This is a genomic window from Actinomadura oligospora ATCC 43269, assembly GCF_000518265.1.
GTDB classification, from domain to species: Bacteria; Actinomycetota; Actinomycetes; order Streptosporangiales; family Streptosporangiaceae; genus Spirillospora; species Spirillospora oligospora.
The window spans coordinates 176,745-200,371 of the sequence record NZ_JADG01000010.1 but is presented as its reverse complement, the minus strand read 5'-3'; the positions used below and the strand labels follow the sequence as shown (position 1 = coordinate 200,371).

The 23,627-nt window shown below is 72.9% G+C and carries 22 protein-coding genes; 15 read left to right on the top strand and 7 right to left on the bottom strand.

Going from position 1 to position 23,627, the window contains the following annotated elements; genetic code table 11:
* The first annotated feature begins 121 nt into the window (after positions 1 to 121).
* The 5 genes from P696_RS0117010 (at position 122) to P696_RS0116990 (ending at position 6,692) form a co-directional block, all read left to right on the top strand.
* Entirely contained in the window at positions 122 to 715 is a 594-nt protein-coding gene (locus tag P696_RS0117010) for a TetR/AcrR family transcriptional regulator (RefSeq protein ID WP_026413275.1), read from the top strand.
* Positions 712 to 2,109, top strand: a complete 1,398-nt coding sequence (locus tag P696_RS46140; RefSeq protein WP_084337647.1) for an MFS transporter — start codon at positions 712 to 714, stop codon at positions 2,107 to 2,109. Before P696_RS0117010 ends, P696_RS46140 begins: the two co-directional genes overlap by 4 nt.
* Positions 2,099 to 3,580, top strand: a complete 1,482-nt coding sequence (locus P696_RS0117000) for a pyridoxal phosphate-dependent decarboxylase family protein (protein ID WP_051467775.1) — start codon at positions 2,099 to 2,101, stop codon at positions 3,578 to 3,580. Before P696_RS46140 ends, P696_RS0117000 begins: the two co-directional genes overlap by 11 nt.
* A gap of 61 nt (positions 3,581 to 3,641) precedes the next feature.
* Positions 3,642 to 4,367, top strand: a complete 726-nt coding sequence (locus tag P696_RS0116995) for a DUF981 family protein (RefSeq protein ID WP_026413273.1) — start codon at positions 3,642 to 3,644, stop codon at positions 4,365 to 4,367.
* A gap of 222 nt (positions 4,368 to 4,589) precedes the next feature.
* Positions 4,590 to 6,692 (top strand): hypothetical protein, encoded by a 2,103-nt coding sequence (locus P696_RS0116990; protein WP_026413272.1) that lies wholly within the window; start codon positions 4,590 to 4,592, stop codon positions 6,690 to 6,692.
* An 89-nt stretch (positions 6,693 to 6,781) separates the two neighbouring features.
* On the opposite strand, the gene P696_RS52540 is transcribed toward P696_RS0116990, so the two are convergent.
* The 3 genes from P696_RS52540 to P696_RS0116975 form a co-directional block, all read right to left on the bottom strand.
* Positions 6,782 to 8,608 (bottom strand): relaxase family protein, encoded by a 1,827-nt coding sequence (locus P696_RS52540; protein WP_051467774.1) that lies wholly within the window; start codon positions 8,606 to 8,608, stop codon positions 6,782 to 6,784.
* 22 nt (positions 8,609 to 8,630) lie between these two features.
* Positions 8,631 to 9,065: a plasmid mobilization protein gene (locus P696_RS0116980; RefSeq protein WP_026413271.1), complete on the bottom strand. Its 435-nt coding sequence runs from the start codon at positions 9,063 to 9,065 to the stop codon at positions 8,631 to 8,633.
* Positions 9,066 to 9,230: 165 nt separating this feature from the next.
* A complete protein-coding gene (locus tag P696_RS0116975; RefSeq protein WP_026413270.1) occupies positions 9,231 to 9,917 on the bottom strand; it encodes a methyltransferase domain-containing protein in 687 nt (228 codons plus the stop codon).
* Between the two features lie 28 nt (positions 9,918 to 9,945).
* Here P696_RS0116975 and P696_RS54510 point away from each other — a divergent pair, with 28 nt between their 5' ends.
* A complete protein-coding gene (locus P696_RS54510; protein WP_084337645.1) occupies positions 9,946 to 10,365 on the top strand; it encodes a MerR family transcriptional regulator in 420 nt (139 codons plus the stop codon).
* Here P696_RS54510 and P696_RS46130 read toward each other — a convergent pair.
* A complete protein-coding gene (locus P696_RS46130) occupies positions 10,268 to 10,903 on the bottom strand; it encodes a helix-turn-helix domain-containing protein (protein ID WP_051467773.1) in 636 nt (211 codons plus the stop codon). The two genes, P696_RS54510 and P696_RS46130, sit on opposite strands and share 98 nt — an antisense overlap.
* Before the next feature lie 44 nt (positions 10,904 to 10,947).
* On the opposite strand from P696_RS46130, the gene P696_RS0116960 reads away from it, so the two are divergent.
* The 4 genes from P696_RS0116960 to P696_RS52535 all read left to right on the top strand — a co-directional run bounded on the left by P696_RS0116960 (position 10,948) and on the right by P696_RS52535 (position 15,626).
* Entirely contained in the window at positions 10,948 to 11,595 is a 648-nt protein-coding gene (locus tag P696_RS0116960; protein ID WP_026413268.1) for an HAD-IA family hydrolase, read from the top strand.
* 67 nt (positions 11,596 to 11,662) lie between these two features.
* A complete protein-coding gene (gene ligA, locus P696_RS0116955) occupies positions 11,663 to 13,753 on the top strand; it encodes an NAD-dependent DNA ligase LigA (protein ID WP_026413267.1) in 2,091 nt (696 codons plus the stop codon).
* Between the two features lie 47 nt (positions 13,754 to 13,800).
* Entirely contained in the window at positions 13,801 to 14,781 is a 981-nt protein-coding gene (locus tag P696_RS0116950; protein WP_026413266.1) for a TY-Chap domain-containing protein, read from the top strand.
* Between the two features lie 188 nt (positions 14,782 to 14,969).
* Positions 14,970 to 15,626, top strand: a complete 657-nt coding sequence (locus P696_RS52535) for a DNA/RNA non-specific endonuclease (RefSeq protein ID WP_026413265.1) — start codon at positions 14,970 to 14,972, stop codon at positions 15,624 to 15,626.
* Between the two features lie 62 nt (positions 15,627 to 15,688).
* On the opposite strand, the gene P696_RS46120 is transcribed toward P696_RS52535, so the two are convergent.
* Positions 15,689 to 16,915, bottom strand: coding sequence for a cation:proton antiporter domain-containing protein (locus P696_RS46120; protein WP_034485503.1), 1,227 nt, complete (start codon positions 16,913 to 16,915; stop codon positions 15,689 to 15,691).
* 94 nt (positions 16,916 to 17,009) lie between these two features.
* Here P696_RS46120 and P696_RS52530 point away from each other — a divergent pair, with 94 nt between their 5' ends.
* Both P696_RS52530 and P696_RS46115 read left to right on the top strand, forming a co-directional pair.
* The gene (locus P696_RS52530; protein WP_051467770.1) at positions 17,010 to 17,660 is read left to right on the top strand and encodes a DNA topoisomerase subunit B; all 651 of its coding nucleotides are present in this window, start codon (positions 17,010 to 17,012) and stop codon (positions 17,658 to 17,660) included.
* A gap of 20 nt (positions 17,661 to 17,680) precedes the next feature.
* Complete coding sequence (locus P696_RS46115; RefSeq protein WP_051467769.1) at positions 17,681 to 18,154, top strand: nucleoside phosphorylase-I family protein; 474 nt, start codon at positions 17,681 to 17,683, stop codon at positions 18,152 to 18,154.
* A gap of 15 nt (positions 18,155 to 18,169) precedes the next feature.
* On the opposite strand, the gene P696_RS0116930 is transcribed toward P696_RS46115, so the two are convergent.
* On the bottom strand, positions 18,170 to 18,706 hold the full coding sequence (locus tag P696_RS0116930) for a MarR family winged helix-turn-helix transcriptional regulator (RefSeq protein WP_026413264.1): 537 nt from the start codon (positions 18,704 to 18,706) through the stop codon (positions 18,170 to 18,172).
* Positions 18,707 to 18,829: 123 nt separating this feature from the next.
* Here P696_RS0116930 and P696_RS46110 point away from each other — a divergent pair, with 123 nt between their 5' ends.
* Complete coding sequence (locus P696_RS46110; protein WP_034485330.1) at positions 18,830 to 19,705, top strand: NAD-dependent epimerase/dehydratase family protein; 876 nt, start codon at positions 18,830 to 18,832, stop codon at positions 19,703 to 19,705.
* A 129-nt stretch (positions 19,706 to 19,834) separates the two neighbouring features.
* Here P696_RS46110 and P696_RS0116920 read toward each other — a convergent pair whose 3' ends face one another.
* Positions 19,835 to 20,848 carry a phytanoyl-CoA dioxygenase family protein gene (locus P696_RS0116920; protein ID WP_084337639.1) on the bottom strand — a complete coding sequence of 338 codons (1,014 nt, stop codon included), beginning with the start codon at positions 20,846 to 20,848 and terminating at the stop codon, positions 19,835 to 19,837.
* Positions 20,849 to 21,012: 164 nt separating this feature from the next.
* Between P696_RS0116920 and P696_RS46105 the strand changes: the two genes are divergently transcribed.
* A complete protein-coding gene (locus P696_RS46105) occupies positions 21,013 to 21,846 on the top strand; it encodes a response regulator (protein ID WP_051467768.1) in 834 nt (277 codons plus the stop codon).
* A 2-nt stretch (positions 21,847 to 21,848) separates the two neighbouring features.
* Entirely contained in the window at positions 21,849 to 23,627 is a 1,779-nt protein-coding gene (locus tag P696_RS0116905) for a sensor histidine kinase (protein ID WP_034485329.1), read from the top strand.

The following is a 23,627-nucleotide window of genomic DNA, read 5'->3' as shown; positions in this document are numbered from 1 at the left end:
TAGCGCCCCGCCACCTCGCCCGAATGCCTCCCCGGCACCGGAAAATCCCCGCCCCACCGGGGACGACGGGGTTCCATCAAGTGATTGACGGATGCGCGGGAGGGGTTCTAGGTTGTGCGCCATGAGCGTCGACTCCGCCCGTGAGCGGATCCTCGATGTCGCGACCGGGCTCTTCGCGGAGCTCGGGTACGACGGAACGTCCACGCGCCTGATCGCGGAGGCCGCCGGGCTGAACATCGCCACGGTCGCCTACCACGTCGGCAACAAGCGGGACCTGTACCTGGCCATCATGGAGCGGGCGCACCAGCGGGAGCGCGCCGCCCTGGAGGAGGCGACCGCCGACCTCACCCCGGACGTGGAGGGGGTGATGCGGCTGCTCGACCGCTACGTCGACTTCTGCGCGGCGAACCCCGACATCCCGTCCCTGTGGGTGCACCGGTGGCTGTCGGACGCGTCGGACGTGGCGCACCTGGAGAACGCCTACGTCCAGCCCCTGATGCAGATGGTCGCCGACGCCGTCGGCAGGGTCGCCGGGGACGACATCGACGTCGAGTACCTGGTGTGGAGCGTCATCTGGTGCACCCACGGGTTCGCGCGCGGCGGGGTGCTGCGCGGCGACGGGCGACGGCACCGGATGGACGACCCGAGCGCCCTGATCCGCTTCCGCGCCCACATGCGGCGCATGGTGACCGCCACGCTCGGGCTCGCGCCGTGACCGGGCCGTCCCGGGTTCCTTCGCCTTCCCGGGAGACCGAGCCGTCCCAGGCGACCGCGTTGTCGCGGCGGCGGCTGCTCGGCTACGGGATCGGGTCGGTCGGCACCGGCGTGTTCTCCGCCGTCCCCGGGCTGCTGCTCCTGTACTACCTGACCGATGTCATGGGCGTCGCGGCCGGGGTCGCGGGCGCGGTCCTGGTCGTCCCGAAGGCGTGGGACGTCCTGCTCAACCCGGTCGTCGGCGCGGCCAGCGACCGGGAGGCCGTCCGCACCGGACGGCGCACCCGGCTGCTGCTCGCCGGGGCGGTGACGCTGCCGGTGCTGTTCGCCGCGATGTTCGCCGCTCCGGTGGACGGCGCGGGGTTCGCCGCGATCTGGTCGGGCCTGGCGTTCCTGCTCGCCGCCAGCGCGTTCGCCTGCTTCCAGGTGCCGTACGTCGCGCTGCCCGCCGAGATCTCGGGAGTGCCCGCCGAGCGGGGCCGCGCGATGGCGTGGCGGATCGTCTGCCTGACGGCCGGGATCCTGCTGGCGGGCGGCGCGGCCCCCGCGCTGTCGGACGCCGCCGGAGGGGGACGCGGCGGGCACGCCGTCATGGGTGTGGCCGTCGGGCTGCTGATGGGCGCGGCGATGGTCGCCAGCGCGCTCGCGACCCGCTGGATCCCGGCGCGTCCGGGGCCGCGTCCGCTCGGGCTGGCCGCCGCGCTGCGCGCCGCCCGGGGCAACCGGCCCTTCTTCGCGCTGCTCGGCGCGTACGCGGCGCAGTCGCTCGCCATCGCGGTGATGCTCGCCGGGGCGCCCTACATCGCGGTGTACCGGCTGGACGATCACGGCCTGACCTCGGTGATGTTCGTGTGCATGGTCGGCCCGAGCGCGCTGGCCGTCCCGCTGTGGCGACGGCTCGCCGCGAAGTACGGTCACGTCGGCTGCTATGTCGCCGCGGTCGTGCTGTTCGCGGTGGCGGACGTTGCGCTGCTGCCCGCCGTCACGTCCGGGACCACGGGGGTCGTCCTCGCGCTGACGGCACTGGTCGGCGTCTGCTACGCGGCCCTGCAGCTCCTTCCCCTGTCCCTGCTGCCCGAGACCGTCCACGCCGACGCCGGACGGACCGGGCAGGCGCAGCCGGGCGCGTTCACCGGCATCTGGACGGCCGCCGAGACCGGCGCGATGGCCCTCGGGCCGGGCGTGTTCGCGCTGATCCTCGCGGTGACGTCCTTCCACTCGTCCGACCTGGACGCGCCCGTCCGGCAGCCGGACTCGGCGCTGACCGGGCTGACCGCCGGGTACACGGTCGTCCCGGCCGTCCTGCTGCTGCTCAGCGTCCCGATGCTGCTGGCCTATCGCGGGCTGGCCGCCGCCCACCGATCCACCGGGGAGCCGCAACCTCATGCCGTCTGAATCCACGCAGTCCACACCCGTCCTGCCGGAAACCGCCCTGCCCGAGAGCGGGCGTCCGGCGGACGCCGTCCTGGCCGAGCTCGCGCGCCTGCGCGAAGGGGACCTGCCCGTGCGCGGCGGCAAGGTGACCGCCTACGTCTACGACACCGGACGCGACGCCGTGCACGACCTGGCCGCCACCGCGCACCGCGAACTGCTGGAGGTGAACTGCCTGGACCCGACGGCGTTCCCCAGCATCGTCGCGCTGGAGCGGGCGGTCGTCGCGGCGGTCGCGGCGCGGCTCGGCGGCGACGCGGGCACGCCCGGCGTGTTCACCAGCGGCGGCACCGAGTCGATCATGCTGGCGGTGAAGGCCGCGCGGGACGCCCGGCCCGTCGAGGGGCGTCCGGAGCTGGTCCTGCCGTCCACGGCCCATCCCGCGTTCCGGAAGGCCGCGCACTACCTGGGGCTGGAGGTCGTGACCGTCCCGGTCGACCCGGAGACCTTCCGCGCGGACGCCGAGGCCACCCGCGCCGCGCTCACCCCGCGGACCGTCCTGGTCGTGTGCTCCGCGCCGTCCTACCCCCAAGGCGTCCTGGACCCGGTCGAGGAGATCGCCGCGATCGCCGCCGGAGCCGGGGTGCTGTGCCACGTGGACGCGTGCGTCGGCGGCTGGGTCCTGCCGTTCCTGGACGGAGCGGACGGACGCGAGGTCCCGCCGTTCGACCTGTCGGTGCCGGGCGTCACGTCCCTCTCCTGTGACCTGCACAAATACGGTTATGCGCCTAAGGGCGCATCGGTCGTGCTGTTCGCGGACGAGGCGCTGCGCCGCCGCGCCTACTACGCGTCCGCCGAGTGGCCGGGCTACACGGTGATCAACTCGACCGTGCAGAGCAGCCGGAGCGCGGGCCCGCTCGCCGCGGCCTGGGCGACGCTGCGCGCGCTCGGCGCGGACGGCTACCGCGAGCTGGCCGCGTCGGCGATGGCCGCCGCCGACCGGCTGCGCGCGGGCGTGGCCGAGATCCCCGGACTCCGCGTCCTCGGCGACCCGGCCGTGCCGCTCGTCGCGGTCACCTCCGACGATCCCGCGCTGGACGTCTTCGTCGTCGCCGACGAGGCCCGCGCGCGCGGCTGGTTCTTCCAGCCGCAGCTCAGCCACCAGGGGATCCCCGCGAACCTGCACTTCACCCTGACCGGCGTCACCGACGTCGAGGCCCTGCTGGAGGCCCTCGCCGAGGCCGCGGAGGCCGCCCGCGCGGTGGGCCCGCCCGACGTCCCGTCCGACCTGGTGGACGCGCTGCGCTCCCTCGACCTGGACGGCATGACCGACGCCGACTTCGCGGGCCTGCTCAGCGCGGTGGGCGTCCAGCTGGACGGCGGCGCCGAGCCGGAGATGGCGTTCGTCAACACCGTCCTGGACGCGCTCCCGGCCGCCACCCGCGAGGGCCTGCTGGTCCGCTTCCTGTCCGTTCTGTACTCCGACGCCCTCTGACCAGGCGGAACGACCACCCCGAGACATTACTCAACAGATTCGCGTTGCTACTCTGCGTAGCATGAATGATCTTGCCTGGATGGCGGCGGCCGGGCCCGAGTTGAGGATCGACTGGGCCCGGATGCCGACCTACAACACGATCATGGCGGTCGCCGCGGGCGCGGGACTGCTCCTGGTCGTGGGGCTGGCACGGCGGCTGCTGAGCCCGCACCGGGTCGAACCCGCGGGGTGGGCGCTGGCCTTCACCGCGCTCGGCCTCGTCCTCACCCTCACGGGCCTCCACATGACGCTCACCTGGCCGCTGGCCGGTCAGGGCTTCCCGTTCGACAACGTCATCTTCGGGGAGCCGTCCCTGGCGTTCGGCGTGATGCTGCTGGTCGCCGCGCTCTTCCTCTGGAAGCGCGGCGAGGCGGTCAACGAGGCCCCGGACCGGCCCGAGCTGGTCGCCCGGCTCGCCGGGCCGCTCTCGATCTTCGTGTTCGGCATGGGCCTGGCGTGCTTCGGCATCGCCGCGGCGGGGTGGAAGTACCAGCTCTTCGCCGCCCCGCCCCAGGAGCCGATCTCGGGCCAGTTCGCCGACCAGAAGTGGCTGGAGGCGACGTTCATCTCCGGCCTGTACGTGCTGGTCGGCATCGGCGCGGTGCTCTTCCCGTTCGCGCTGCGCACCCCGTCGGGCTGGATCGTCAAGGTGATCGGCGTCGTCTGGACGGTCGCGGGCGTCCTGTTCCTGCTCTTCGGCGCGCTGAACTACTTCACCCACATCGGCCTCATCATCAACACGTCCTGACGCCGCGTCCCACACGGGGGGCTTCGGCATAGCAGAGGCCGCCGCCGAAACGCTCGGAAAACGGCATCGTCGTGATGGCCAAGTGCTGCCAAAGCGGACGATTTATTCGATCACGCCTTCGCGGGATGATGGGCGGGCACGTCCCGTTCGGGGAGTCACGGCGGCCGTCCCAGGGCGATCCAGGCCCGCGGGGGGACGCCCTCACCTGGGGAGCGGTGGGCGATGGCGCTGGTCGAGGCGGAGTTCAGGGAGGCGTTCTTCCGCGACGTCCTGCTGCTCATGCTCACCGAGTCGCCCGTCCGGGTGCGGACGTTCCGCGGGCTCCCGGACGGCCAGCTCGTCACGGGCATCGACTGGGCCGGTCCCGGCTCGCTCCGGCTGGACGCGACACCCGACGGGTCGCCGCCGCCCGCGAACATGATGACCGCCCGCGCGGACGTGACCGTCCGGCACCTCTCGATCGCCGACCTGGAGGCCGACCCGCACGCGGAACCGCACGGGACGGCCGCGGTGTTCTGGCTCCGCATCTGGATCCTGGGTGCGGTGCTGGAGATCGACCTGCGGCGCGTCGACATCCCCGGGCAGGCCCCGCAGGACATCGGGCTGCCGCTCTGGCAGTTCAGCCTCGCCCTCGACGCGGCCGGCCTCGTCGAGGGCGCCGTCCACCACGCGGGCGGATACGTGACGCTCCGGTTCTCCACGACCGGGACCGACGACCTCACGGCCCCGCCCGCCAACCACCTGGACCAGGCCCCGCACGACGGCAACCCGTTCCTCGTCCGGCTCTCCGGCGAGGTGTTCGCGGACGCCCTCGCGGGCCAGCTGGCCAAGCAGCTGTCGCCGCCGCCCCAGGGCACGGTGGTGGAGGAGAACCCCCACGCCGCCTGGGGGAACTGGGCGCCCATCCTCGACTGGCAGCCCGAGTGGGGATGGGCCGCCGTCGCCAACTGCGCCCTGAGGAAACCGAACGCGTGCCCGGCCCTCTTCGGCCCGGTGGACCTCTCGGTGGACGTCACCGCCAACCTGTCGGTCCGCATCGTCGGGCTGGGGCCCAGCCCGGAGCACCCCGACCAGCCTCCGGCGTCCGACCCGCCGAAGGCGGTCCTCGAGGAGAACCTCCACATCGCCGGCGACGCCTCGGACTGGGACGCCTTCCGCTGCTTCCTCGGATCCGGCGGCATCGGCGGACTGCTCATCGGCATCGCCAGCCCCGTCGTGGGCGTGATCATCGCCGCGACCGACCTCATCGTCCTCGGCGAGGTCGTCCGCGGCATGGTCAAGAGCAAGATCCGGGACGTGGACGCCGTGGGCTTCCAGCACCTCGGAAGCGACGACAGCGGCAACCGCTACCAGCGCCACAGCGACCTCCCCGACATCCTGCAAGGGCTGGTCCGCCTGACCTGGAGCATGGACCGGAGCGGTCTCATGGTCAGCGGCTACCGCCTCGTCCTCCCCGGGAGGCACGTCCCGAACCTCCAGCCGCCCCCGGGGCCGCTGCCCGGCTCCTGGGGAGGCGGACGCTACAACTGCGACACCGGCCAGTGGGAACCGGACAACCGGTACACCCTCCAGCCGATCTCCATCTCCGACAAGGTGTTCGTCCTCGACCAGTTCCTGCTCGACACGAAGGTGGAGGTCTTCTCCGCCCTGTCCCTCCCCGCCGGGCAGTGGCTCGTGAACTGGATCCCCGCCGGGCCGCAGCAGCCGAACCCCCAGGTGATGGTGTCCTCGAACGGCACTCCCGCCGAAGGCGCGACCGGCCGCGTCTACGTGCACACCAACGTCGGGCTCGTGCGCTACGACATCGGGCCCGTCCCCGCGCCGCAGCCGCCGACGCCGGAACGGCTGCAGGCGGAGAGGATCGCGTGCGCCAAGCAGACCGTCAGGGCGCTGAGAGCGCAGGGAGAGCCCAGCCGGCCGGCCCTCGCCGCCGCCCTGATCGCGTTGGACGGATTGCTGTCCCAGGCCGGCCGGATCTCCGAAGCGGTGATTGCCATGGAAGAAGCGGTTCAGGCGTACCGGGACGTGGCCGCGGCGCATCCCGACAACATCGACTACCTCGGCAGCCTCATCTCCTCGCTGCACATCCTGACGGCCCGGTACAGCCAGGCCGGGCAGCCGGGCAAGGGCGCCGGGCTCGGCGACGAGGCCATCAAGGCCGCCACCAGGCTGGAGGCCGCGGGCGCGAACGAGGAGGCCCGCAAGAGCGCGGCGTTCAACCTTGACGCCATCTCCGGCTACCTCCCGCCCGGCGAGGAGGCCATCCGGGCCGCCGAGAAGGCCACCGCCATCTATCGCGCCCTCGCCGGCCCCGGCACAGGCTGACCCCGGCATCGCCCGACTCGGTGGCCGGTCGGCTCAAGCATCGGAAGCGGCGAACAAGCGGGTTCGGGCACTCGTCGGGCCGGGCCCGCTCAGCCACGGCGGCCTGGGGAACGCCGGGGCGGCTGCGTTGCGTGTCGTCCTGGGGGCGGAGCCTGGGGAACACCGAGGGGCGGAGCCGTCCACGGGTGGGGATGGTCCGCCATCGCCACCTGCGCGGCGGTGCGCTGCTCGTCGCCGCCGGACACGGGCCACGCGGACCGGCCCCGGGCGACCGCGGCGAGGTGCCGGGACGCCGTGGTCGCGGCGGCGACCTGAGCCCGCTGACGGGTGCGGTGGTAGAAGTCGCGGATGGCGTCGACGAGGGCCTGAAGCGCGGACGCCAGCGCGACGAGGATCTGAGGGCCGGGGCGGGGGCCGGGGCGGGGGCCGGGGCGGGGGCCGGGACCCTCGCCTGCTGAGGTGATGGCCAGGACGCGGGCCATACCGCGCAGCCGGTCACCTCCGACCGTGGGGCCGGGGATGCGACCGTGGGGCGGACGGGCCGCACGGTCGTAGGCGTCGGCGGTGCGACCGAGGTGGCGGTCTCCGGTCGCGAGTGCGGCGGAGTGGAGCAGGTCGGCCGTGGCCCAGCAGACGTCGCGAGCGGCCTGGGAGCCGGTGACGCAGTGGCCCCGAACCTCGGCCGCGGCGAACGCGACCGCGCGAACGGCGTCCTGGTGGATCGCACGGCATTCGTCGTCCGACGGTTCGGCGGCCGGTGACGGGGCTGGGAGGCCCCGGTTCCAGGCCCGGCACAGCCCGGTCCAGGACAGGTCGGCGGCGAGGTCGTCCCCGGAGTGCCACGCGGGCCGTCCTTGGGCGTCGTGATGGCCGGGGAGGGTGACTGCGTACCGAGTGATCTGAGCCGGATCGACGTCGCTGCGCGTCGCCTGGACGACGACGCCCGCGGCACGCAGACCGGCGAGGAACTCGCCACCGTCCCGGCTTCCCCTGGCGGCTCGGCGGATGGTGGCCCGCAGGTAGGCGCGGACGGTCAGCGCGTTCAGATCCCGTCCGGACACCGGCGGGACGAGCGTGGGCCAGCGGGCACGGAGCTTGGGCAAGGTCAGATCGGCGGCCAGCTTGGCGCCGCCGTACCAGACCGCCGGTCCGGTGGCGGTCCGGTGGTCCGGCAACGCGACCGCGTACCCGATCACCTGTTCCGGGGACTCCCTGCTGTGCCGGTACCGCACCAGCACCCCGGCCTCGCGCAGCAGCTCGAAGAACTCGTGTTCCGTCCGCGCGATGGCGGCGGCCTCCTGGACGTGACGGCGCAACGTCGCGCGGGGGTGTTCCGTACGGCCTTCACGTCGGGCCTTCTCCATCTCACCGCGGGTGGGGGCGGGGGCGGCCGTCCGGTCGATCGGGGCGGACCACCGCAGCCCCAGCTCGTCCTCCACCGCCCGGCAGCCGTCCCGGACCAGGCGGGCGCTCTTCCAGACGTCCGGCCGGAGCCCGTCGACACAGGCGAGCGTGGCGACCACGTGGACGTGGTCGACGGCGTGCCGGACGGCCACCCAGCGGACGGCGTCCGGATCGCCCAGCGGCGCGAGCCCGACCCGGTCCATCATGCGGCGCGCGATCCGGGCCCACTGCGCGTCGGTCAGGACGGGATCCTCGGGTGCGGCGCGCAGAGACAGGTGCCAGACGGGCTTCCGGTAGTTCCGCTCCCCCAGCACCTTCACCGGCTGGTTGAGCAGCGTGCCGAGCCGGCGCAGGTCACGGCGGCCGTCCGTCCGCCATCCCGGCTCGAGCTCGGCGGGCGCGCGGAACCCCGCGACGATGTGCGCGTCGCGGGGTTCGCCCTCGGCATCCGGACCGAACAGGTACCGCAGGAGCCCTTCCACGTGCGTGCCCCGCCGGAGTTTGCCGATCACGCCGCCCGCTCCGTCCGCGTCGTCATGGCAGGCGACGGCAGATCTCTTCGGCGAGCCGGTCGAGCCGGTCCACCAGGCGGGCACACGACCGTGCGCAGGAGCCGGGCCACTGCGCCGGACCGTCCGAACGCGGTGCCGTGGACGCCCGGTCGAGGGCCTCCGCCAAGCGCCGGACCCGCTCACCGACGCGCATCAGCTCACTCAGCGCGGCGCGCAGCTCGGCGTGGGCGGGGTCCCGGGCCCCTCTCGCCTCCGCCAACGCCGCCCGCGCGACGAAGGCGGCCATGGACAGGTTCGAGCGGGACGAGCCGTCCCGGATGATCTCGGACTCCGGCTCGGACAGCGTGATGTTGAGCCTCTTGCTCCGCCGCGGCGACCGGAGTCCGCGCCGGTTCCGGTCAGTGCCGGGCCGCCTCTTCGGCGCCCGCTCGTGCTTCGACGCACCGTGCTCGCTCATGAAGGAACTCCGTCATCAGAGAGGGACTGATCATCTGGACTTCCTTCCTGTGAGCCTGGCCATGGATGACGCGCACAGAGATGAAGCGGCGCGCTCTGCGCTCCATGTTCACCCAGCCATTGCTTATAGTCAACAACTGTGAGCACAGTGTCATTGAGGGGACGGTCAAGGGAGGCGGGTGCCGGAGGCCAGGAAGATCGGGAGGGCGACGAACAGGCGGTCGTCGCGTCCCCTCTCGGCCTGCTCGTCGAGCCAGGGGCCCTCTCCGAGGTTGGCGAGCAGCGGCAGGATGGCGGGGTCCGTCCAGACGAACGTGTGCACCTCCACGGTGACGTCGGTGAAGCCGTGGTCGAGGAGGAGGTTCCGGTACCGGCGGGCGACCCGCGGGTGGGGCAGGCGGTCCGCGCGGGCGTGGACGAGCGTCCGGACGAGCTCGGGGTCGTCGGAGTCGATCAGGAACGTGTCCCAGTCCTGGCCGAGGAGGACGGCACGGCCGTTCACGGCCAGGACGCGGCGGGCCTCGGCGACGGCCCGTTCGGGTTCGGCGAGGGCGTGCAGGAGCTTGTCGGCACGGTATCCGGTGACCGAGCCGTCCTCGAGGGGCAGGTCGGTGGCGTCGGCGACGTGGAACTCGGCCGTCGGCCAGCGCTCGGCGGCGACCTCCAGCATGGCGGGATCCAGGTCGACGCCGATGGCCCGCGCGCCTCGGGCGGCGAGTTCACCGACGGCGCGTCCGGCGCCGCAGCCGACGTCGACGACGGTGTCACCGAGGGCTTCATAGGAACGTTCGCGCAGCTTGCGGGACTGAGGCAGGTCGTCGAAGGCGTCAAGGAGCGTGAGCATCGTGGACATGCCCGAGATTGTGCGACTTAATGTCGACATGAAGTCAATCGGCGAGGTGGCGGCCCGGTTCGGGCTGCCGACGCACGTGCTGCGGTACTGGGAGGCGGAGGGACTCCTGAAGCCGGCCCGCGCGGGCGACCGCCGCCGCTACTCCGACGCGGACCTGCACCGGGTGGCGGCGATCCTGATCTCGAAGGAGGCGGGCTTCGAACTCGCGGACATCCGGACGATGCTGGCCGCCCGGTCCGCGACGTCCCGCCGCGAGGTGACCGAGCGGCACCGCGAGAGGCTGCTGGAGCGGATCGCGCGGGCGCAGGCGGCCCTTGACCTGCTCGACGGCGACTGCCCCCACGACGACATCATGACGTGCCCGCGTTTCCAGGGACTTCTGGACGACCGGATGGAGCCCGCCGGTGGACGGGAAAGCGGGGGTCGGGGGCCTCGGCGTAGAGCATGACGACGGTGTAGAAGGCGTCCGGCCCCTGGTCGCCGGCCGGGTTGCGGTAGCTGTGCGGACGGTCGCCGCGCACCATCAGGCCGTCGCCCGCCGGGACGGTGAAGACCGCGCCGCCGACGTCCACCTCGAGCGTCCCCTCGGTGACGTGGAGGAGTTCGCGGGTGCCGGGAGGATGCCCGGTGTCGTGGATCGGGTGGCCGGGGCGCAGGGTGTGGGTCCACAGCTCCTGCCTGCCGTCGGAGTACAGCAGCGCCGCCGTGCTGCGGCCGAACCGGCTGACACGCGCGCCCGCGCGGGGAGCGGGGGCGCCGAGCTGGGCGGGGATCTCGACCAGCTCGCTGATGGGGACGCCGAGCGCGGCGGAGAGCTTGGCGAGGGTCGCGACGCTGGGATGGGTGCGGGCGGCCTCGATGCGGTGGATCATGCCACGGCTGACGCCGCTGGCCTCGGCCAGGTCGTCCAGCCGCCAGCCTCGGTGCGCGCGGGCCGCGCGGAGGTTGGCGGCGACGGTGCGGCCGACCTCGTCCACGATGTCCATGGTGACAATATAGTGCTATTGACACTCATCATAGTGTCATCGGCATGGACTACGAGGTGGTGCTGTTCGACCTGGACGGCGTGCTGGCCGACTCGCTCGGGACGATCGAGCGGATCCTGCGTGACTGGGCGGCGGCCAACGGGATCGACGGTGATCGCGCGGTGGCGCTGTCCCACGGGCGGCGCGACGTCGACCTGATCCGGCTGCTCGCTCCGCGTCTGGACGCCGAGGCGGAGGCGGCGCTCATCGTCGCCCGGGAGGAGACCGACACGGCGGGGGTCCGGGCCGCGCCCGGGGCCGCCCGCCTGCTGGGGACGCTCACGCCGAGGATGTGGGCGATCGTGACCTCCGGGACGCGCGCCGTGGCGACCGCGCGGCTCCGCGCGTCCGGGCTGCCCGTCCCGGGCGTGCTCGTCGCCGCCGACGACGTGGCCGTGGGGAAGCCCGACCCCACCGGGTACCGGCTGGCGGCCCGCCTCATGGGCCGTCCGCCGGAACGCTGCCTCGTCGTCGAGGACGCGGTGGCCGGCGCCGAGGCCGCGCGCGCCGCGGGCATGGACTGCCTCGGCGTCGGCCCCGCCCTGGAGGGCTCGCCGCTCGTCGTCGCCTGGTCCGCGTCCCTGGCCGAGGCGCGCGTCGACGTCTCGGCGGGCGGGATCTCGCTGGGCGTCGGCAGCACCTCTGGCCGGTGACGGACACGGCCCGGGACATGGCCCCGGGCCAGGGGAAAGTGTCGGTGGGGGCCGGGAAGATGTTCTCGTGACTTCTGCTGCGATCACTGAGATCTCCGACGAGGCCGCCTACACCGCGGCCGTCCAGACCGCCCTGGACGCGGCGTCCGCGTACTACGGCGACGGCACGTCCACGCTGGACGACGACGACTACGACCGCCTGGTGCGGGGCATCGCCGCCTACGAGGCCGAGCATCCGGAACTGGTGCGGGCCGACTCGCCGACCGGCAAGGTCGCCGGTGGCGCGGTGGTCGGGGACGTGCCGCACACGGTGCCGATGCTGTCACTGGACAACGTGTTCGGCGCCGAGGAGCTGGCCACGTGGGCGGCGGGCCTGGAGCGGCGTCTGGACGGCCCCGTCGAGCGCTGGAGCGTCGAGCCGAAGCTGGACGGCCTGGCCATCTCGGCGCGGTACGTGGACGGCCGTCTCGTCCAGTTGGTGACGCGTGGAGACGGGACGGCCGGGGAGGACGTGTCGCACGGCATCGGCAGCGTGCTCGGGTTGCCGCGCGAGCTGGCCGAGCCGGTCACGGTGGAGATCCGCGGCGAGATCCTGATGACGAACGCGCAGTTCACGGACGCCACCGAGAAGCGCGTCGCGGCCGGTGGGACGCCGTTCGCCAACCCGCGCAGCGCCGCCGCCGGGTCGCTGCGCGCCCAGGATCGTCCATATTCGGTGGAGATGACGTTCTTCGGTTACGGGGCGCTGCTCCTGCCGGGCGAGGCCGGGTTCGGCGCGGGGACGACGGGCGACCTCGCCGAGCGGCTTCCGGAGCTGGCGCACAGCGAGGTCATGGCGCTGGTGGAGTCCTGGGGCGTGCAGACGACCTCGGGCACGCCCGTCGCCGCGTCCACCGCGGACGCGCTGGAGGCCGTCCAGGCGCGGGTCGAGCAGATCGCCGAGGCCCGCGCCGACCTGGAGTTCGGCATCGACGGCATCGTCGTCAAGGCCGACAACGCGGCCGACCAGCGGCGGGCCGGGTTCTCGTCCCGCGCGCCGCGCTGGGCGATCGCCTACAAGCTGCCCGCCGCCGAGAAGATCACCAAGCTGGTGGGCGTGGAGTGGAACGTCGGCCGCACCGGCATCATCGCGCCGCGCGCGGTGCTGGAGCCGGTCGAGGTCGACGGCGTGACCATCACCTACGCGACGCTGCACAACGCCGCCGACATCGCGCGCCGCGGGCTGATGCTCGGCGACAGCGTGACGGTGTACCGCGCGGGCGACGTGATCCCGCGCGTGGAGGCGCCCGTCGTCCAGCTCCGGACGGGCGAGGAGACGGCGATCGAGATCCCCGAGGTGTGCCCGCGCTGCGGTGACGCGATCGACTCCTCGCAGGAGCGGTGGCGGTGCGTCCGCGGGCGGGCCTGCCACGCGGTCGCCTCGATCCGGTACGCCGTCGGACGCGACACCCTCGACATCGAGGGCCTGGGCGAGAAGATCATCGACCAACTGGTCGACGCCGGGCACGTCACCGACTTCGCCGACCTGTTCACCCTGGAGCGCGAACAGCTCCTCGGGCTGGAGCGGATGGGCGAGACCAGCACGACCAACCTGCTCGCCGCGATCGAGGCCGCCAAGGCCAAGCCGTTGAACAAGGTGTTCTGCGCGCTGGGCGTCCGCGGCACCGGACGGTCGATGTCCCGGCGCATCGCGCGGCACTTCGCCACGATGGACGCCATCCGCGCCGCGGACGCCGAGGCGTTCACCGAGGTCGACGGGATCGGCCCGGAGAAGGCCCCGGTCATCGTCGCCGAGCTCACCGACCTCGCGCCGCTGGTCGACAAGCTGGTCGCGGCCGGGCTGACCATGACCGAGCCGGGGGCGCTCGCCCCTGGCACCGAGGAAGAAACGGAGGACGAGGGGCCCGCGCTGCCGCTCGCGGGCATGACCGTGGTCGTCACGGGAGCGATGACGGGCGCGCTCGCCGAACTGTCCCGCAACGAGATGAACGAGCTCATCGAACGGGCGGGCGGGAAGTCGTCCTCGTCGGTGTCGGCGCGCACGTCCCTGCTGGTCGCCGGGGAGAAGGCGGGGTCGAAGAAGGCGAAGGCCGAGGGGCTCGGCGTCCCGGTCGCCACGCCGGAGGAGTTCGCCGACCGCGTCCGCGACCTGCTCTGACCTCTCGCCGGATATCCGGCATGACGGGATCTATAAGATCATCCGCCATGGCCCCCACCGACGACCAGGCACGCGACCTCGTCCGCCGCTTCGCGACGCTCGACATGACCGGATGGGACGACCCGGCGTTCGACCGCGCCGCCGCCCACCTCGGCTGGCGGCCGAAGGACGCCGCCGAGGGGCGGGGGTCGCGGTCGGAGGACTACGACGCCGGTCCAGGAACCTCATACGGGCTCTTCTTCCGCGGTGGCGCGGACCATCACGAGACCAGGGTCCTCGTCCGCGTGGGAGAGGGCGACGAGCTCTTCCTGCGCGTCCGCTCGGCGCTCATGGACGAGCTGGGCGCGCCCTCGATCATGCGAGGGCCGGGCCCGCTGCTGCGATGGCGCGGGCCCGTTCGGCTGCTGGAGCTCGAGCGGATCGGTGACGGCGCGTTCCTGACGGCGCGTCCCACCGAGGCCGTCGAGAACGACGAGTACCGCACGGCGAAGTGGGCCGAGCCCGAGGACGGGCTCGGCCTCCTCGGCCACTGGCAGGTGGTCGGCCGGGGACCCGAGTTGGACGGCCTGTTCCTCCCGGGCGGCTACTGGGCCGACGACTGGACGGAGTTCGAGGAGCGGCTGGCGACGACGCTCCACTCCGTCGTCCGCGACTTCGCGCTCATGGACGGCCCCGGCCACTTCACCGTGGTCGTGCGCACCCCCGAGGACCACTACGTCCAGTGGACCACCCACCCGGACTGGACGCTGGAGATCCACGCGTCCCTCACCGGCGACCGCGACTCCGCCTGGGCTGACACCATGACCGGGCTCGGCTGGCTCCTCTCGGACGTCACCGAGGACGATTTCTGCGTGACGCGCGAGTTCCCGGCACTCGACGACGAGGACGCCAAGACCGCGGCGCGCATGCTCGTCGGCGCCCTGCGATCCCACGGCGTCGCGTTCGAGGACCTCTGGCACGAGGTCATCTCACCGAACGTCGACCTGCTCGGCATCGGCATCCCGACGCGTCACGGCGCCCGCTTCTGACGCTCCGTCGTTCCACGCCGTCCGTGCCGTGCCGTCCTCGCACGGCCACATACTTCGCATGTCCACACATACGCACACATAGATGCATGTAGGACGCTCATAGCCCGTCACCCCAGTTGTCAGTAATGGGGTGATTTGTGTTTTCCTTCTCGGCGGACGTTCCGCTCCCCCGTCGAAAGGAAACGCCCGTGACCCGAGCACGAGCCGCACTCGCCCTTGTCGCCGTCGCCACCGCCGCGACGGCCTGCACGTCGTCCGCGGGCGCCGCCCCGCACTCGAAGGCGGGCGAGGTCGCCTCGTCCTCGAAGGTGGACCAGGTGCCGTGCGCCGAGCACCTCAAGCCCAACGCGACCTACCACGCGAACGGCGCGAGCTACCACACCGACTCCAAGGGCCGTCCCGAGCGCGCCGAGGCCAGCGACCTGAAGTCGAGCGTCGCCGACCGCGGCAGCTGCCAGGGCAAGGCGGGACACATGTCCGGCACGACCGGCTACGACGGCGGTCACCTCATCGCGGCGACGCTGAAGGGCGTGGACGAGCGCTACGACCTCGTCCCGCAGTGGGCCAGCCTCAACCGGGGGCTCTACGAGCGCATGGAGGCCGGGACCAAGCGCTGCCTGACCAAGCCCGGCGGCCGCATCCTGCACTACCGGATCAGGGTCACCTACGCCAACGCCACGACGTTGACCCCCAACCGCTACAGCACCGACATCCAGGTCGGCACCCGCGGCCACAGCGCGCAGACCATCAAGCTCACCATGGCCAACCGCGCGCTCACCACGACCGAGAACACGCGTCTACGCGCCCAGCTGGACAAGAGCCTCACGGCCGCCGGATGTAAGTAGCCCTCCCCCACACCGTCGGCGGGCACCGGGAATCCCCACATGCGCCCGCCGACGGGCATGGGTCAGCCGGAGGCGGGTTCCTCGCCGCGGGCGGAGAACCGGTGGAGGCCGAAGGGGATCGCGATGCCGTGCAGCAGGATGCTGCCGAGGACGACGACCGTCATGACGTAGAGGACGACGTCCGCGTCGTCCTGCCGGGTGGCGTTGTAGGCGAGCAGCCCGAACACGATCGACGTGGTGCCGCGCGGGCCGAGGACCCCGAGCAGGGTGCGGTCGCGCCAGCGCACCGGCGAGCCGAGCATCGAGACGTACACCGGGACCATGCGGACGAGCGTCAGCGCGAGCAGGCCGTAGAGCACGCGCGGCCAGTCGAGCCCCAGCCTGAAGACGAGCACCGCGGCGGCGCCGAACACGAACCACATGATCGTCGAGGAGATCACGCTGAGGTCCTCGACGCTGGAGAGCTCGCGACGCGCGAGGTCGCGGTACTCGCCGCGCTCGCCCATCCGGCCCGCCTTGTAGGCGATCCCGGCGAGAAACGCCGCGACGAAGCCGTTGCCGCCGACGCCGATCGCGAGCGCGTAGGTGATGATCGGGACGAGGGCCATCGCGACGCGGACGGCCGGTGCGCCCGTCCAGCGGGCGGCCACGGCCAGGCGGTGCGCGAGGCCGGTGAGCGCGCCCATGCCAACGCCGACGGCCGCGGCCCCCAGAGCGGCGTGGACGGCGCCGAACAGCGGCCCCGAAGAGGAGTGCTCGACCGGGGAGCCGATCGTCAGGAGGGCGAAGGCGAACACCGGCGAGAAGAGCCCGTCGTTGTAGCCGCTCTCGACGGCGAGCGCGTGCCGTAGGCCGCGGTCCAGCCGCCGGTCCCGGAGGAGGTCGGCCGCGGGGGCGAAGTCGAGCGGCATCACCACGCACGCGATCGCGAGGACCACGCCCCAGGACGAGACGCCGAGCATCGGCCCCCCGACGGCGAACGCGGCGGCGATCGACAGCGGCAGCGCCAGCACCAGCAGGCGCAGCACCGCCCCCCGCTCACCGCCGAGGAAGCCGCCGCGCACCTCGACGGCGTCGACGAACAGCAGGACCGCGAGGACCAACTCCACCGCCCGCTCCGCGAGGTGGGTGTTGAGCTGGTGCCTGACCTCGTCCCCGAACACCAGGCCCGCGACGACCCCGAAGGCGACCATGAACACGGGCGCGGAGACGTGCAGGTCGCCCAGCCGCTTCGCGCCGAAGGTCCACAGGAGTATCGCGACCAGGCTGAACACGATCAACGGGATCACCCGCGCGAGCATACTCACCCACCGTGACGAACAAGCGACGTGACGCGTTCCCCCGGCGGTGGACACGGCGCGGCCTTCCATGGGGGGATGGGGGATGGACTTCGACGCGTCCCGGATCAGGGTCACCACCGCGCTCGACGCGATTCGCCGCCGTCCGTTGATGTACTTCGGCATGGCGGCCGACGATCCCGGACTGCCGGGCGCGGCGCTCTCCCTGGCCGTCCAGGACGCGCTGACCGAGACGCCCTTCGAAGCCACGCTGCACGTCGAGGTCGTCATCGAGGGCCCACTCCGGTTCAGCGTCGAGGACGACGGCCCCGGTCTTCCGATCGAACCGGCGGACCCGCGCGATCCCCCAGTGATCACCGAACTGATGACGACGCCGCTCTGCGGTCGTCAGCCCATCCACCGAACGGGAATGGCGGCGGTGACCGCCGTGTCCACCGAGGCCGTCGCGGACGTGTGGCGCGACGGCCGCCACTACAGGCAGCGCGCCGACCGAACCGGCGAGCAGCTCCCCCTGGAAGTCCTCAAAGAGACCGGCCGCCACGGAACCCGGTTGACCTACCGCCTGGACGATTCCTACCTGGCCCCCGCAGCGGAACTCCCCCGCGACGTCGCACCGTTGCTGAGCGGCATCTTCGCCCTCCCCCAGCACCCGTCCCACGTCCCCCGTCCCGCCCCGGGAACCACCCTCACCCTCCACGACCACCGCACCGACACCAGAACCCACCTCCGCCACTGACCGGGGCGTCGGGCCAGGTCGTGATCGGCCAGGAGGTCGTCTACTACGAGCTGCGCAAGGAGACGGCGTCAGGGGTGCGACGGCGGAGTGAGGGGCACCAGATCCCGGCCTGGGTCCGCCGGGAGGTGAACGACTTCTTCACCGACCACGGCGAACCCTGCGTCCTACCCTCCGGCACGGCGAAGGTCCTCGCCGGTCCCGTCGGCACGGGCGAGGCCGTCGTCGCGGACGCCTCCTCGCCGATCCGGCGCCACCTCGTGTCCGTCAACGACAAGACCCTCGCCCTCGACATGGAGGCCGGAGGGCTCGCCCTGGACTTCCACGCGCAGACCGGACAGCACAGGGCCAAGGGCTGGCTGGTCATCCGCGGCATCTCCGACAACGCCGACGCGAACAAAGACGACGCCTGCCACCAGGTCGCCGCGGAGAACGCGGCGGTCGTGCTGCAGGGACTCATCCCGTATTTGGCGGAGGGGGCGCGTCATCAGGGGTGAGCGCTTGGGAGCGAGTCAGGGTTGGTCGGGGGCGGTGTCGCCGAGGTCGAGGAGGAGGGTGCGGAGGGCTTCGGCCAGGTGGGTCTGCTGGTCGGCGGAGAGGGCGGCGAGGAGGCGGCGTTCGTTGGCCACGTGGTGCTCGAGGACGTCGTTGGCCACGCGGAGGCCCTTGTCCGAGAGGGAGACGAGGACGCGGCGGCGGTGGGACGGGTCGACGCGGCGTTCGACGAGGCCCTTGTCGAGGAGGCGGTCGACGCGGTTGGTGAGGGCCGCGGAGCTGACCATGGCGGCGGCGCTGAGGTCGCCGGCGCAGAGGACGTGCGGGGGCCCGGAGCGCAGGAGGGTGCCGAGGACGTCGAACTCCCAGGGTTCGATGCCGTGCCGGGCGAACTCGTCCTTGAGGGCGCGTTCGAGCAGGCGGGACGCGCGGGAGATGCGCCCGACGATGCCCATGGGCGCGCAGTCCAGGTCGGGGCGCGCCCCCTTCCACTGGTCCAGGATCGCGTCGACTCCGTCGCGCGCGGGCGCCGGGGGCGCGGTGCGGTCGGCCACTTCGGGGACCTCCGGTCTCGGTGAGGGTGCCCGTCCAATCTAACCTTCGTCGTCCAATAGTTTGACGCCGAAACGTGGAGCGGTCTAAAGTTTCGACATCGAAATTTTTGATGGAGGTGCGTTATGCGGGTTCTGGTCATCGGAGCGGGCGGGTACGTGGGGTCCGCGCTGACCGGGCGGCTGGTGGAGGCGGGACACGAGGTCGTGGCGCTGGTGCGTCCGGGCCGGACGTCCGTCGCGGGGGCCGCCGAGCTGCGCGAGGGGGATCTCGCCGATCCCGCCTCGCTCACCGCCGCCGTCACGCCCGACATCGACGCCGTCGTCCACGCCGCCACGCCGAGCGGGGACGCGGCGCTGGACAAGGCCGCGATCGAGGCGCTGACCGCTCCGCTGCGGGACGGCGGACGGGCGTTCGTCTACACCAGCGGCGTCTGGGTGCTCGGCGCGACGGGCGCGGAGACGGCGGGTGAGGACGCCGCGACCGACCCGATCCCGATCGTGGGCTACCGGCCGGAGATCGAGCGGCAGGTGCTGGCCACCGCCGGGGACGGCGTCCGCGCGGCCGTGATCCGTCCGGGCATCGTGCACGGACGCGGTGGCGGGATTCCGGCGATGCTCGTCCAGTGGGCGGGCGAGGACGGCGCGCCCCGCGTCGTGGCCGACCCGGACGCGCGCTGGCCCATGGTGGACGTGGACGACCTCGCGGACCTCTACGTGGCGGTGCTGACCGACGCGTCCGCCGGGACGGTCTGGCACGGCGTCGCCGAGTCCGCCGTCCCCGTCCGGGATCTCGCGGTCGCGGCGGGTCGGGCGGCGGGTGTCGACGGCGAGCCGCGCGTCTGGCCGCTGGAGCAGGCCGCCGAGCAGCTGGGCGAGCCCTTCGCCGTGGCGCTCGCGCTCGACCAGTCCGTCGGCGCCGAGGCCACGCGTGACCGGCTGGGCTGGAGCCCGAAGCGGCCGGGCGGCGTCGCCGACCTCCGCGAAGGCTCCTACTCCTGACGCCTTCGAAGCGGGCATGACTGAGCCCCCGGTGTCGGGGCCGGGGGCTCAGGTCGGTTCCCGCCCGAGCGGGCGAGCTGCGGGCGGGCGTTCTCGGGGCGGTCCTCCCTCGGAGGTCCCCCATGGGCGTCAGCGGAGGAAGTGGCGGCTCCTGTCGAGGTGTCCGCGCTGCTTCAGTTCGGCGCGCAGCGGGATGGCGTCGTCCCACACGCCCGACTCGAGGGTGAAGCCGAAGTGGCTGGCGGCCTCGTCGCCGTCGCCGAGGAGCTGGCGGCGCAGCGGGCTCAGCGACCGCCACCACGCGCTGTGCCGGTCGATCGAGACGTCGTCCCGCCAGCGGATCCAGCGGTAGGTGTAGCAGAGGAAGACCATCTTCCGCGTGATCGCGGACTGGTTGGGCGACCGCGAGTGCCACAGGCGGCGGTCGAACACGAACGCGTCGCCGGGGTTCGCGGTGATCTCGACCGTGCCGGGCGGACGCGGGTACTCACCGTCCGGGCCGGGCTCGGTCCGCTCCAGGGTGTTGCTGTGCTGGCTCCCCGGCAGGACGAGGGTGCCCCCGCGACCCTCGTCCGCCAGGTCGCTCAGCACGTAGGCGACCTTCATCGAGAACATCGGCCGCGGCTCCATCTCCAGGTCGGCGTTCTGCCGGTAGCCGTCCTGGTGCCAGCTCCACTTGGGGGCCGGACGTTCGAGCGCGGGCGGGTTGACGTCGATGTGGCTGTGGTGGACGTAGATGTTCCAGCCCAGGTGCCCCCACAGGTGGGGGAAGGTCGTGGGCAGGTCCAGCAGTTCGGTGAACGCCTCGTCGCGGAACACCGCGCCGAGCACGTGCATCGAGCCGTTGTCCCCGAGCCGTCCGGCCCGGCCCTCGGACTCGTAGACGCGGTCGACGGCCGCCTCGATCCGGGCCCGCGCCTCCTCGTCCAGGGCGTTGCGGACCAGCAGGTAGCCCTGCTCGGCGAAGGCGCGGCGGCTGTCGGCGTCGATCGGCGCGAACCGGTCCGCCTGCGCGAACCGGTCTCCTTGCGCGGACCGGTCTCCTTGCGCGGACCGATCCTCGGGCGTGGGCCGATCCTCGTCGGTGGGCCGGTCCGCCTGGGTGAACGGGTCGGCCGCCACCTGGTTCAGCGTGTCGGTCATGGGCGTCTCCGCGGACGTGGTCGGTGGCGGCCCCCCGATGGCACCGCCGGACGAGGCGTCACTCAAGCCGAAGGCCGTGAAGTTCCCGTGAAGAACCCATGCGGAAATGATCTTTCTCCGCCTGGGCGATTCGTCCGGTACGCCCGCTCGGTATCGTCCTGATCATGTGGACGGCCGCCCGGATCCTGCTCGCCGAAGACGATCCCAAACAGGCCCGCCTGATCCAGGTCTACCTGGAACGGGAGGGGCATCGCGTCACCGCGGTCGGCGACGGCCGCCAGGCCCTCGAGCAGGCCCGCGCGCTCCGTCCGGACCTGCTCGTGCTGGACGTGATGATGCCGGGCGTCGACGGCCTGGACGTCTGCCGGATCCTGCGCGCCGAGTCGTCGGTCCCGATCCTGCTGCTGACCGCCCGCTCGACCGAGGACGACCAGCTCCTCGGCCTCGACCTGGGCGCCGACGACTACCTGACCAAGCCGTTCAGCCCCCGGGTGCTGACCGCCCGCGTCCGCGCCCTGCTCCGCCGCGCGGGCGTCGGGAAGGGCGCGGAGACGTCCGCCGAGGCCCTGCGCGTCGGCGACCTGGAGATCGACCCGGACCGCTTCGAGGTGCGGGTCGCCGGACGGAAGGTGGAGCTGACCGCCAAGGAGTTCGGCATCCTGCAGATCCTCGCCGCCGAGCCCCACCGCGTGTTCACCCGCGCGCACATCCTGGAACTGGCCTTCGGGTTCGACCACCACGTGCTCGAACGGACCGTCGACGCCCACGTCATGAACCTGCGCCGCAAGATCGAGGACGATCCGGCCGACCCGGTCTACGTGAAGACGGTCTACGGCCGCGGCTACCGTCTCGGCCCCCTCCCCGACCGCACCGACGCCGGGGCCGGGACCGTGGCCGACCCGGGTCCCGGCGGCGTGGACGGGCCGTCACCCGGCCGCTCCGGGGCGGACGCGACCGGCCTCGGGCCGGTCGCGCGGCCGGTCGAGCGGTCGGGCTGAACGTGTCCTGGGGATACCGGGCGCGTGTCTTCGCCGTCGTCGCGCTGGTCGCCGCGGCGGCGGTCGGCGCGACCGCGTGGCTCACCGTCCGGGCCACGCGCGCGGAGTTCGCCGAGTCGGCGGCGGTCGAGAAGCGGGTGGTGGACAGCGTCTACGACACGCTGAACGTCTACGGGGTCAAGCACGGCACCTGGGAGGGGGTCGTCCAGCCGGTCGTCCGGCTCGGGCGGGGCACCGGCCAGCGGATCCGCCTCACCACGCTGGACGGCGTGGTGATCGTCGACACCGACACCGAGGCGGCCCGGACGGCGCGTCCGGTCACCCGGCGGCCGTCCGGCGTGCTGGATCCGCGGCAGATCATCCTGCGCGCCCAGAGCGAACTGCCTCCCGCGCTGTCCGTGCCGCCGGCCACGGACCCGAACGTCGCCCACACGAAGATGATCGCGTCACAGGTCGCCTTTTACCGCCAGGCGATGCGCCTGCGGGCGTGCCTCACGCGCGGGGGCGTCGTCGACCTGAACGCCACGGATCCCGCCCGCTGGCCGAGAGACCCTCTGAGACCCGGCGCTTCACCGGGCCTTCCGCTGGAGGAGTTCGAGTCCTGCGCGAAGCTGGGCGCCAGCAGCGCCACGGAACTCAAAGCCGACAAGCAGGCGGTGGCCGACTGCCTGTACCAGGTCGGTGACAAGCCCTCGGGCAAGCAGGGCGCGGGCCCGCCGACCACGGCGCCGGGCGGACGCGCCACCACCCTGGTCAAGGTCTGCACCGAGCAGGCGTTGCAGCAGCGGCTGGAGGGGGTGGCCCCCCAGCCGCTGCTGCTGTGGCTCGGGTACGGGCAGGAGACGACCGGCCAGCGGCCGTTCCAGCCGGCGCGCGTCATCGTCGCGGCCATGGTGGTCGCCGTGCTCGTGATCACCTGCACGCTGCTGCTGAGCCGCCGCGTGCTCGCCCCGATCGGGGCGCTCGCCGTGGCGGCGCGGCGGCTCGGCGCGGGGAACCTGTCCGAACGGGTCGCCGTGCGCGGCCGGGACGAGATCGCCGAGCTCGCCCGCGGCTTCAACCGCATGGCCGACTCGCTCCAGCGCAGCGAGGAGGCGCAGCACCGCATGGTCAGCGACATCGCGCACGAGCTGCGCACCCCGCTGGCCAACATCCGCGGGTACCTGGAGGCCCTGCACGACGGCGTCCTGGAACCCGATCCCGACCTGCTCCTGTCGCTGCTGGAGGAGGCGGTGCTGCAACAGCGGCTCATCGACGACCTCCAGGACCTGGCGCTGGCCGAGTCGGGCGCGCTGCAGATGCTCCGCACCCCCCTGGACGTCCGGGAACTCCTCGAGATCTCACGGGTGGCGCACCGGGCGGTCGCCGAGTCGCACGGTGTGGAGCTCGGCGTCGAGGCGGACGTCGTGCCGCCGGTCAACGCCGACCCCGACCGGCTACGCCAGGTCATCGGCAACCTCGTGACCAACGCGATGGCCGCGACCCCGCCCGGCGGGACGGTCACGCTGCGCGCCTTGTCCGCCGGGGACGCGGTGGGGATCCAGGTCGCCGACACCGGGCGCGGCATAGCGCCCGACGAGCTGAAGCACGTGTTCGACCGGTTCTGGCGGGCGGACTCGGCGCGCGGGCGCGCGACCGGCGGACGCGGTCTCGGCCTGTCGATCGCCCAGGGGATCGTCCAGGCGCACGGCGGGAGCCTCACCGCCGAGAGCGAGCCCGGCCGCGGCTCGACCTTCACCATCGTCCTGCCGCGCGCGGACGCCCCGGCCAAGCCGGAGTGA

Bases quoted from the DNA above. Each gene is read 5' to 3' on its own strand.
- P696_RS0117010 (WP_026413275.1), top strand. From the start codon at position 122: ATGAGCGTCGACTCCGCCCGTGAGCGGATCCTCGATGTCGCGACCGGG.
- P696_RS0117000 (WP_051467775.1), top strand. From the start codon at position 2,099: ATGCCGTCTGAATCCACGCAGTCCACACCCGTCCTGCCGGAAACCGCC.
- P696_RS0116995 (WP_026413273.1), top strand. From the start codon at position 3,642: ATGAATGATCTTGCCTGGATGGCGGCGGCCGGGCCCGAGTTGAGGATC.
- P696_RS0116990 (WP_026413272.1), top strand. From the start codon at position 4,590: ATGGCGCTGGTCGAGGCGGAGTTCAGGGAGGCGTTCTTCCGCGACGTC.
- P696_RS0116980 (WP_026413271.1), bottom strand. From the start codon at position 9,065: ATGAGCGAGCACGGTGCGTCGAAGCACGAGCGGGCGCCGAAGAGGCGG.
- P696_RS0116975 (WP_026413270.1), bottom strand. From the start codon at position 9,917: ATGTCCACGATGCTCACGCTCCTTGACGCCTTCGACGACCTGCCTCAG.
- P696_RS54510 (WP_084337645.1), top strand. From the start codon at position 9,946: ATGAAGTCAATCGGCGAGGTGGCGGCCCGGTTCGGGCTGCCGACGCAC.
- P696_RS46130 (WP_051467773.1), bottom strand. From the start codon at position 10,903: ATGGACATCGTGGACGAGGTCGGCCGCACCGTCGCCGCCAACCTCCGC.
- P696_RS0116960 (WP_026413268.1), top strand. From the start codon at position 10,948: ATGGACTACGAGGTGGTGCTGTTCGACCTGGACGGCGTGCTGGCCGAC.
- P696_RS0116950 (WP_026413266.1), top strand. From the start codon at position 13,801: ATGGCCCCCACCGACGACCAGGCACGCGACCTCGTCCGCCGCTTCGCG.
- P696_RS52530 (WP_051467770.1), top strand. From the start codon at position 17,010: ATGGACTTCGACGCGTCCCGGATCAGGGTCACCACCGCGCTCGACGCG.
- P696_RS46110 (WP_034485330.1), top strand. From the start codon at position 18,830: ATGCGGGTTCTGGTCATCGGAGCGGGCGGGTACGTGGGGTCCGCGCTG.
- P696_RS0116920 (WP_084337639.1), bottom strand. From the start codon at position 20,848: ATGACCGACACGCTGAACCAGGTGGCGGCCGACCCGTTCACCCAGGCG.
- P696_RS46105 (WP_051467768.1), top strand. From the start codon at position 21,013: ATGTGGACGGCCGCCCGGATCCTGCTCGCCGAAGACGATCCCAAACAG.